The organism is Novosphingobium barchaimii LL02, from assembly GCF_001046635.1.
Taxonomy (GTDB): Bacteria; Pseudomonadota; Alphaproteobacteria; order Sphingomonadales; family Sphingomonadaceae; genus Novosphingobium; species Novosphingobium barchaimii.
In genome coordinates this window covers 1-8,935 of record NZ_KQ130467.1, presented here as the reverse complement: position 1 = coordinate 8,935, position 8,935 = coordinate 1, and the positions used below count along the sequence as shown (strand labels likewise).

Annotated in this window: 9 protein-coding genes; 4 read left to right on the top strand and 5 right to left on the bottom strand. The window is 63.6% G+C overall.

Translation table 11 applies throughout. The annotated features are described in order from the left end of the window. The coding region (locus tag V474_RS24645) for an IS21 family transposase (RefSeq protein WP_059153751.1) at positions 1 to 1,108 on the top strand (1,108 nt) is incomplete at its 5' end. Beyond that, the gene (gene istB / locus V474_RS24640; RefSeq protein ID WP_007686288.1) at positions 1,105 to 1,872 is read left to right on the top strand and encodes an IS21-like element ISSsp5 family helper ATPase IstB; all 768 of its coding nucleotides are present in this window, start codon (positions 1,105 to 1,107) and stop codon (positions 1,870 to 1,872) included. The genes V474_RS24645 and istB, both read left to right, overlap by 4 nt. 3 nt (positions 1,873 to 1,875) lie before the next feature. Here the strand turns inward: istB and V474_RS24635 are convergent, their stop codons facing one another. The 5 genes from V474_RS24635 to V474_RS24620 all read right to left on the bottom strand — a co-directional run bounded on the left by V474_RS24635 (position 1,876) and on the right by V474_RS24620 (position 7,417). Further along, complete coding sequence (locus tag V474_RS24635; protein ID WP_236711436.1) at positions 1,876 to 3,081, bottom strand: DUF4158 domain-containing protein; 1,206 nt, start codon at positions 3,079 to 3,081, stop codon at positions 1,876 to 1,878. 447 nt (positions 3,082 to 3,528) lie between these two features. After that, positions 3,529 to 4,098 (bottom strand): hypothetical protein, encoded by a 570-nt coding sequence (locus V474_RS25965; protein ID WP_062121710.1) that lies wholly within the window; start codon positions 4,096 to 4,098, stop codon positions 3,529 to 3,531. A gap of 100 nt (positions 4,099 to 4,198) precedes the next feature. Next, complete coding sequence (locus V474_RS24630; protein ID WP_007685991.1) at positions 4,199 to 5,176, bottom strand: ExeA family protein; 978 nt, start codon at positions 5,174 to 5,176, stop codon at positions 4,199 to 4,201. After that, entirely contained in the window at positions 5,176 to 6,828 is a 1,653-nt protein-coding gene (locus V474_RS24625) for an IS481 family transposase (protein ID WP_007685992.1), read from the bottom strand. Before V474_RS24625 ends, V474_RS24630 begins: the two co-directional genes overlap by 1 nt. Then, a complete protein-coding gene (locus V474_RS24620; protein ID WP_007685993.1) occupies positions 6,821 to 7,417 on the bottom strand; it encodes a recombinase family protein in 597 nt (198 codons plus the stop codon). Before V474_RS24620 ends, V474_RS24625 begins: the two co-directional genes overlap by 8 nt. Before the next feature lie 165 nt (positions 7,418 to 7,582). On the opposite strand from V474_RS24620, the gene V474_RS24615 reads away from it, so the two are divergent. Both V474_RS24615 and V474_RS26770 read left to right on the top strand, forming a co-directional pair. Next, positions 7,583 to 8,275: a hypothetical protein gene (locus tag V474_RS24615; RefSeq protein ID WP_007685994.1), complete on the top strand. Its 693-nt coding sequence runs from the start codon at positions 7,583 to 7,585 to the stop codon at positions 8,273 to 8,275. A gap of 449 nt (positions 8,276 to 8,724) precedes the next feature. Further along, the coding region (locus V474_RS26770) for a hypothetical protein (RefSeq protein ID WP_216628565.1) at positions 8,725 to 8,935 on the top strand (211 nt) is incomplete at its 3' end.

Below are 8,935 nucleotides of genomic sequence, written 5' to 3'. Positions count from 1 at the left end.
GGAAGCGCTGGTGGAGATCGGCGGGGTGGAGCAGAAGGCCTACTTCTTCGCGCTCGATCTGCCGCACAGTGATGCCTGCTATGTGCGGGCCTATCCGGCGGCGGTGGCGGAGGCCTGGGTGGACGGACACGTGCATGCCTTCGCGTTTTTCGGCGCGGTACCGCGCTCGATCGTCTATGACAACGATCGCTGCCTTGTGGCGAAGATCCTGCCCGACGGCACGCGGCAGCGTGCAACATTGTTCAGCGCTTTCCTGTCACATTACGTGATCCGCGACCGCTATGCTCGCCCGGGCAAGGGGAACGAGAAGGGCAATGTGGAGGGGCTGGTAGGCTATTGCCGGCGCAACTTCATGGTGCCGATCCCGAAGTTCCCGACCTGGGAGGCGTTCAACCTGTGGCTGGAGGAGCAATGCCGCGAGCGCCAGCAGGACAAGGTGCGCGGGCAGAGCGAGACGATCGGTGAGCGGCTGCAGCGCGATCTCGCGGCCATGCAGCCTCTGCCCGCTACACCCTTCGAGGCCTGCGATCAGAAAGGCGGGCGGGTCTCCTCGCAATCCCTGGTGCGCTACAGGACCAACGATTATTCGGTTCCGGTGGCCTGGGGCCATCAGGAGGTCTGGATCAGGGCCTATGTCGATGAGGTGGTGATCGGCTGCCGCAGCGAAGTCATCGCCCGTCATCCTCGTTGCTATGCCCGCGAGGAGGTTGTCTTCGACCCGCTCCATTATCTCCCGCTGATCGAGCAGAAGATCAACGCATTCGACCAGGCTGCGCCTTTGCAGGGCTGGGACCTGCCCGAAGCGTTCACGACACTGCAGCGGTTGATGGAAGGGCGCATGCACAAACATGGCAGGCGCGAATATGTGCAGGTACTGCGCCTGCTGGAAACGTTCACCCTCGCCGATCTCCAGGCGGCGGTCGAACAGGCCATCGATCTTGGCGCCATCGGCTTCGATGCCGTCAAGCACCTCGTCCTGTGCCGGATCGAACGCGTACCGCCCAGGCTGGACCTGGACGTCTATCCCTTCCTGCCACGCACCACGGTCGAGAAGACCTTTGCCAGAGCCTATCTGAGCCTGCTCTCCGACCGGCAGGAGGCCGCATGAGCGATCAGGCCCCGGAGATCCTTCTCGCTCACCATCTCAAGGCGCTCAAGCTGCCTACGTGCCTGCGTGAGCATCACAAGCTCGCGCGGCAATGTGCCGCTGAAGGCGTCGATCATATCCGCTTCCTCGCCCGCCTCGTCGAGATGGAAATGATCGACAGGGAGCGTCGCATGGTCGAGCGGCGCATCAAGGCCGCGCGCTTCCCCGCCGTCAAAAGCCTCGACAGCTTCGACTTCGCCGCCATCCCCAGGCTCAACAAGATGCAGGTGCTCGAGATGGCGCGCTGCGAGTGGATCGAGCGGCGTGAGAACGCCATCGCTCTGGGGCCATCAGGCACCGGAAAGACGCACGTAGCGTTGGGGCTCGGACTGGCAGCATGCCAGAAAGGACTGTCGGTGGGCTTCACCACCGCGGCAGCGCTGGTCAGCGAAATGATGGAGGCCCGCGACGAGCGCCGTCTTCTGCGCTTCCAGAAGCAGATGGCCGGATACAAGCTGCTCATCATCGACGAACTGGGCTTTGTGCCGCTCTCCAAGACCGGCGCCGAACTGTTGTTCGAGCTGATCTCCCAGCGTTACGAACGCGGCTCCACCTTCATCACCAGCAACCTGCCCTTCGACGAATGGACCGAAACCTTCGGATCTGAGCGTCTCACAGGCGCGCTCCTCGATCGCCTGACCCATCACGTCAGCATCCTCGAGATGAACGGCGAAAGCTATCGCCTCGCGCACAGCCGGGCCCGCAAGGCCAAAACCAGACCCTGAAAATTACACCAATGCCGGGGGGAGTGGCCCTCGGGCTACGCCCTCACGCCACTCCCCCCGGCATGTAACACGATGGCCTGGTTTTACGCCGCCGAATGGCCGACTTTTGCTCCGCCGTTGACACATCACCTTGTAGATGCGCCGGTCCAGAGCGCCCTTCGCATGGCTCTCCTTGACGATCGCCGCCAGCTTGGCCTTACCGGCGATCGGGAAAATGACATCGCAGATGCGCCCCGATGGTTCATTGATCGAGGCGCTGGCGATCTCGACCAGCAGGCGCTCCTTTCCATAGACCCGCTCGATGTCTTTCGCGATATCGCCCACCACCTTGCGTTTCGAGCGCGTTCCGATCTTGTGAACGGTTTCGATCAGCAGGTCGATCATCGCGTCAGTGAGTTGCGCCTCCCGCGACATTAGATAAATCGCATAAAGGCCGAGCTGTCGCGCCGGCGCATGCCGGCGCATCTCCGAGGCCTTTTCACCGGCAACGCGGCGAACAATCTGATCGACCCATGGCTTGCCCGTAGCCGTCAGGAGATCATGGGGAAGATCAAGTCTCTGGATAAAGGCGAGTTTCTCGGTCACGTCGAGAATGTTGTCGAGCGTTGCCTGTCCGGCGTCACCCTTCATCCTGTTGAATCCGGTCGAGCTGTCCGGATCGGCAAGCGAGGCTTCCAATAACGCCACCGCATCTGACGAAAGCCGATCACTGGCTCCGATCAGCCAGGTGTCCAGATAATCTTGCCGTTGTGAGCGAACGACACGTTCAAGCTCCTTGCGCGACGGCCCATAAATACGCCGGTCCCGGCACCACAGGAAAACATGCTCAAGCATGGCATTGATCGACTGGCCGCCCGGGCACAGCTCGCCAGCAATCCATTCCGTCAATTGCGCGCGATCCACCCGCTTCATGCGGTGATATCCAGGATGGATCAGGATCTCCGCACAATGCCGTCGTGCTGTCCGACTGGAAAAGTCATAACCGGCTATCTCGCCAGCCTCGACACCGAGTTGCTCGGCCAGATACGAGAGGCCATCGGTAGGGATTGAGCCGGGATCGATCGCGAAAAACCCCAGGGAAGCGAAGAATTTCAGCTGCGCGGCGAGGCCAAGGCGCGTCAGGGCCGGCTTCGAATTTACAAAATCAATATCGGCAAAGCTCAGGCTCCATCGTCCGATCAAATCCCCGCCCGGAATACTCCGATCCATCAACCCACTCCCTATGATGGAGCGAACTGTCCTCTTCTATGATTTCCATCGTCAATACCGAATGCCACGTTCCCAAAACGTTCTCCGACTTGGCCAAAATCGCAGCTTGGGGCCGACTGGGCCGATCAGCCGGAAGCCCTCCGGGTGGCCTGGAAGCGCAAGGCGCGCGAGAACCTGATGCGTTGAGGGATCAATGGTAGCGAGCCCGCCCGATCCATAGCTGTAGGCGATTGCAAAGATACTGGCCTCTGCTCGCAAACAGCGCGGATTTCTGCTCAGATTTGCTGACAGCAGGTGGGCCATGCTGCTCACGCTATGCGACAATGTGCTCGCCATCATCCGCGCCTGCTCGCAAACGGAGAAGGCCTGTTCTCGCTTTCTGCCAATAGCGAGGAGTGCCGGTGAGCGGTCTGGCAGCGATCGTTCCCGCCGGGTTTGCCGTAAGCATCAGCGCTCCCACTTCCTCAGGCTAGCAACGGATTGATCGTATAATGCCTGGAGCGAGCCGACCTGATTGTCTCGGAAGTGAATCGTCAGCACGAGATTGTCATACGGCAGATTGGCCGTGCAGAGCCCCGGCCGCGAGCCTCCGCCCATGGCGGAGCAACTCGCCAGCGATGGAGGACGCTTCTGACCTGCTTCGGCTGGCAACTGGTATGTCCAGAAAACACCATCACTTACCTTGCGCAGTGTTCGGCCGCGCCATGAAAGCGGGCGACTTGCGCAGACAGTCGAGTTGACAAGCGCCTCTGTTCCCGCTGCGCGGGCACACATCCGCTTCTTGCTTGCCACGCCCACCAAGTTTCGCTCCGGCAAGCTTGCGCTCGGATTTAGGTAGAACGAGAACCCGTCGCTGGGATCGAGCGCTGGTAGAAAGAACGGCTTATCATTGTCGGATATGTCGTTGGCTCTCGGGATGTCGAAGACTCGTCCCTCCAACCTCCTCTCGGCCGAGGCCGAGCACGCGCTGAGCAAGCTGACGATCGATAAAGAAGCTGCGGTAAGATGCCTGTTCATGCCGGCAGGCTATGAGAGAAGCGCAACGTCCACAATCGGTGGCACAGACGACATGCGTTGCGTCCGCGTGCGGGAGATACCAAGGCGAGGACAGCCAGTATCATATCGGCACACCGGCTTCGCGGAGCCGCTCGGTCAGGTCGCGGGTGTGTTCGGCGTCCAGCGTTCCGGCGAGGAACGCGCGTATGTCGGACGGCCGGGTGTTGAGCTGGCTGGCGAGCGCGCCCGCATCGTAACCGTTGCGCGTCAGCGTGGGTTCGAGGTCGTCAATCGCCCGCGACAGCACCTGCTCGACGATCTCGGCCGTGACGGGCTTGGCAGCGAAGCGGAAGCCCTGCTCGAAGGCGAGTGTCAGGTGCATCTCGATCTGGAGCGGGGTGCGCAGGCGCTCGGCGATGAGGTCGATCGCGTCCTCGTTCATCAAGTCGGCAACCTTGACCCCCTCGGCCGCACAGGCGCCGAGCAGCCAGGCAACATAGTCGCGGCGTTCGGCGCCGATGCCCTCATAGTCGAAGGTGGTCGTGCGGTAGCCGATCTCTTCCATTTGCGGGCGGCGCAGGTCGTTGCGTAGCCGAGGATGGCCGACCAGAAGGACCGACAGCAGCACGCCGGCATCAGCCACCACCTCCATCAACCGCTTGAGGCCGGTCAGCGTCTTGTGGTGCAGGTCATGCGCCTCGTCGACCACCAGTACGACCGGGCGCTTGCCCTTGCGCATGATGTCGCGCAGGTCGCGCTCGCGGCGCTCGGCCTGCTTGGGAATCTTCACCTGGGCACGGTCACCGGGCGAGAGATCGTAGAACAGCGCCTCGATCAGCGAGGGCAACGAGGTGCGGCGCTTGTCGACCGCAAGCGACTTGGCGACGGCGACCTTGCCCGCCCGGGCCAGCTCGTCCTCGATGCGGCGCAGCAGGTGCGTCTTGCCCGATCCGACCAGGCCGGAGACGACGATCAACCTGCCGGTCTGCACGGCCGCACAGACCTCGCGCACGAGGTTGCGCTGATGCTCTGTCTCGAAGTTGCCGACGCCTTGGAACGGGCGGGCGAGCCCGTAGCTGGATTGAACGTCGGCGAGCATCAGCTTGTCCCCCGTCTTGACTGGAACCGCTCTCGGATGCGGTCAGCGATGATGGTCTTGTCGAGCGTTTCGCCCAGCAGCGCGTCGATGAAGGCGCGGTCTGCCTCAGGCAGCGAGCCGAGCGGTCGCCGGAGCTGGTCGACGATGGCGTGGCGCGCCGCGAGCCCGGTCGGGTATGCCGTCTCGACCGCCGGCTCCGGAAAAGGTGTTTGCCGCACCGCGAGCCCTGCGGTGGAGGGCGGCAGCGACGGCAGCGGCCGGTCGCCGCCCGTCACGGTCGCGCGGGGCAGCCCCAGCTGGTCAGCGAGCCGGACCACCTTGTCGAGCCGCTCCTCGGCGCGGCTCTTCTGATACTTGCGATAGCGGTAGAGCGGCACGGCGCCGCGCGACGGCTCGTAAGGGCCATGCCGCTTGCCGTCATGCTCCACGAAGAGCTGCTGGTCGAACAGCCCCCAGAGCAGCGTCACCGTCTCGCCGGCGAGCTCGGGCTCGACCTCGTAGGAAGCGCCCTCAACCGAGACGGTCGCGTCGCCCGCAACGGTGCGCCGCTCGGGCTCACGAGCGAAGGCGCAGAACCGCTCCCATGAACACATGGCCCGCACGCCATCGCCGGGCAGGTGCCGCAGCCAGTGCTCGATCCGCGCGTGTGGCTCGGAACGATGGTCGCCGTTGTTGTAGGTGACCAGCGCACGCCGCATCCACAGATTGGCTTCCGCCTCGTCCTTGGGTTTGTGGAAGTGGTACAACGTCTCGTGCACCTCCTTCACCGTGCGGAACGGCCGCTCGACCTTGCCCTTGGCGCGGGCCGCGGTGTGCCGGTCGTCGGCCTTCGGCGGCAGATGGGTGAGGACGCGCACGCCGAGGCTGCCCATCACCGACTGGAACACGCGCGACCGGCTGACCGGGCCGTTGTCCATGTAGATCGTGACCGGCAGGCCCTGGAACGGCAGTTCGGGCTCAGGCTTGGCGGCGAAGGCGTTGAATAGAAAGCGCAGCGCGGACTCGGCATCCTCGCCATAGACGCTGCGATATTCCTGGTAGACCACGCCCGAGCAGTCATCGACGGCCGAGAACAGCATCAGCGTGGGTTTGCCGCGACCCTGCTCGATCCAGAGCGGCGCCTCGACCTGCTTGAGGTCGGACGGGCTCATGTCGAAGTGCCACAGCTCGTTGGATCGCCGCGCCTGAAAACGAACGGCTGCGTGGGGGCGGGTCACGCGGGCATAGTCCAGCCCTGATGAGCGGAGCAGCCGGTCGATGGTCGCCCGCTTCAGCAGGCCGGGTGCTACCTTGACCAGGCCCTCCGGCGTCTCGACGCCATCGGTTTCCAGGAACTCGATGGCGCGGGCGGTCGAAACGTGCCGGCCCTTCTTGTTGGTGGTCCTGATCTTCAGTGCGGCGACGATCTCGGCGTAGCGCTCCATCTCGGCCTGCGGGGCAACCCGCGTCGCACCATGGTCGGACCGGCGCACCGACTTGGGGCGGTTCAGCTCGCGCAACGCCCGGTAAAGGGTCCAGATGGAGATGCCATAGGCCTCGGCCGCACGGGCGATGATCTCGGTGCGACCGGGGTCGCGTGGGGGCAACAGCGACAACCGTCGGCGAAGATCGATCAGCGCCTCTCCAGGCGGTCGCTTCGCCCGGTCAGCCATGGGCTGTTGCAGCCTCCTTGATCGATGCACCGCTGCCGCGCTTGCCTGCATAGCGATAGAGGGTCGCGACCGACACGCCCATGCGCTTGGCGATGTCGCGCACCGGCAACGTGCCCTCCTTCATCATCGCCCGTGCCGCGGCGACGTCGCTCGGGCGCATTGCCGATGGGCGGCCACCCTTGCGACCCTGCCGGCGCGCCTCCACTAGCCCCGCGGTAGTTCGCTCGCGGATCAGGGCACGCTCGAACTGCGCGATGGCGCCGAACACGTGAAAGGTGAGCATGCCACCCGGCGTTGTCGTGTCGATGCTCTCGGTCAGCGACACCAGCCCGATCTTCTCGCGCTCCAGATCCTCGGCCGTGGCGATCAACTTCTTGAGCGAGCGGGCGAGGCGGTCGAGCTTCCAAACAACCAGCGTGTCGCCTGCGCGCAGCACGTCTTCCAGAATGCGCGCCAGTTCGGGCCGGTCATCGCGCGCGCCCGACGCCTTTTCGGTGAACACCCGCTCGCAGCCGGCCCGCCGCAGCGCATCGAGCTGGAGCTCGGGGTTCTGGTCGCTGGTGCTGACCCTGGCATAGCCGACCCGCATGAGCGTCTGATCTTCTCCAAACTCGTGCGGGGCATACCGTTTTGCGACGCGGGTTTCCAGAACAGTTTTGACAAAGTGCGGCCCGCAGATTTACGTTGCCGGCCCAGCAAGGCGATCGGCTCGTCAGAAACGGTCGTTTTGCAGAACCGCTGAGGAGCCGGGTTCATGCAGGTGCTCGATACGGTTGGCTGGGTCGGTGATGGCGACGACACCGACTTCTTCCTCGCAATCGAGCGCACCTTCGATCTGCGCCTGCGCTCGAACCTGCCTTGGACAACGTTCGGCGAGGTGCGTGACCATGTCGTCGCGCATGTCGCAGCCTACAGCGGGGGCGGCACGACATGCGCCACGCAGATGACGTTCTACAGGCTTCGACGCGCGCTCGGGCTTGGCCGGCACGTCGGGCCGGATGCGCCGTTGGCGCCGCTGATCGGTGGGAAGCTGCGCCAAGCGTTCAGCGACCTGGAAGCCGATACCGACCTCAAGATGCCGGCGACGCGAGCCGGATGGCTTGGGATTGTCAGTGGTCTCTGCTTCGCTGTCGCGGTCGCGATCCTCGCCTTCACGACGCTGGCACCTCCCCTTCGCATCTTCGCTGCTGGAGCGAGCGCCTACGCGGGGCTATGGTTACGGCACCTCGACCGCCGGCGATTACCTCGGAGGTGCGACACTATCGGCGATCTCGCCCGACTGGTCACGGAGCAGAACCGTGGCAGGCTTGCCCGCGACGGCGCGCGCCTCACCGCCCCCGAGATTTGGCGGATCATCCAGCAACTGGCCGCCGAGGAGAGCGGGATCGACCCCGATCTGATTGGGTCGGAAACGACCTTCTTCCGAGCCAAAGTGCGAGCAGCCTGATCAATGGCTTACTGGATTGCATAGATTGATGCCGAGACACGGGACATTGCGTGGCGTCGGACTGACGGCTTTGGGTGCCGTTGTCGTCGCAGGCTCTTTCGTCGCTCTCGGATTGCGACCGGATGGGATCGCCAGCTACTATCGCGATACGCTGACTCCGGCAGGGTTTGCCATTTGGTTCTGCGGCTTCGTAGCCGCCACACTCGCTCCACCCGCCATAGCTGTACTCTGCTGGTTTGGCGCCATGCGGTTCCGCTACGGGTGGCTTCTCCACATCCTGCTTGTTCCTGCCACCTACGCCGCTGTGCGAGGATCAATCGCGCTCATGCTCGCGGTAGCAAGTGAGCCGGACAGCGATGGCCCAACGAGATGGGCTACCGATCCAGCAGTGATGCTGATGGTGGTTTGCCCCATCGTGTACTTTCTGATCTTGGGTTCCACAAAGCTGCGTGAGCATCGCGCATCAGCAAATGACTGCTAATCTCGACTTTGTAGTTGGCAGATACCATGAGCGGCCCTTTGCCGTTTGCGAGCAGACGCGGATGATGGCGAGCACATTGTCGGATAGCGTGAGCAGCATAGTCGGCTCGTTGTCAGGTAATCTGGGCAGGAAAAGGCGCTGTTTGCGAGCAGAAGCTGCTACGGTTGCAAGCGCCTACA

Bases quoted from the DNA above. Each gene is read 5' to 3' on its own strand.
- istB (WP_007686288.1), top strand. From the start codon at position 1,105: ATGAGCGATCAGGCCCCGGAGATCCTTCTCGCTCACCATCTCAAGGCG.
- V474_RS24635 (WP_236711436.1), bottom strand. From the start codon at position 3,081: ATGGATCGGAGTATTCCGGGCGGGGATTTGATCGGACGATGGAGCCTG.
- V474_RS25965 (WP_062121710.1), bottom strand. From the start codon at position 4,098: ATGAACAGGCATCTTACCGCAGCTTCTTTATCGATCGTCAGCTTGCTC.
- V474_RS24630 (WP_007685991.1), bottom strand. From the start codon at position 5,176: ATGCTCGCCGACGTTCAATCCAGCTACGGGCTCGCCCGCCCGTTCCAA.
- V474_RS24625 (WP_007685992.1), bottom strand. From the start codon at position 6,828: ATGGCTGACCGGGCGAAGCGACCGCCTGGAGAGGCGCTGATCGATCTT.
- V474_RS24620 (WP_007685993.1), bottom strand. From the start codon at position 7,417: ATGCGGGTCGGCTATGCCAGGGTCAGCACCAGCGACCAGAACCCCGAG.
- V474_RS24615 (WP_007685994.1), top strand. From the start codon at position 7,583: ATGCAGGTGCTCGATACGGTTGGCTGGGTCGGTGATGGCGACGACACC.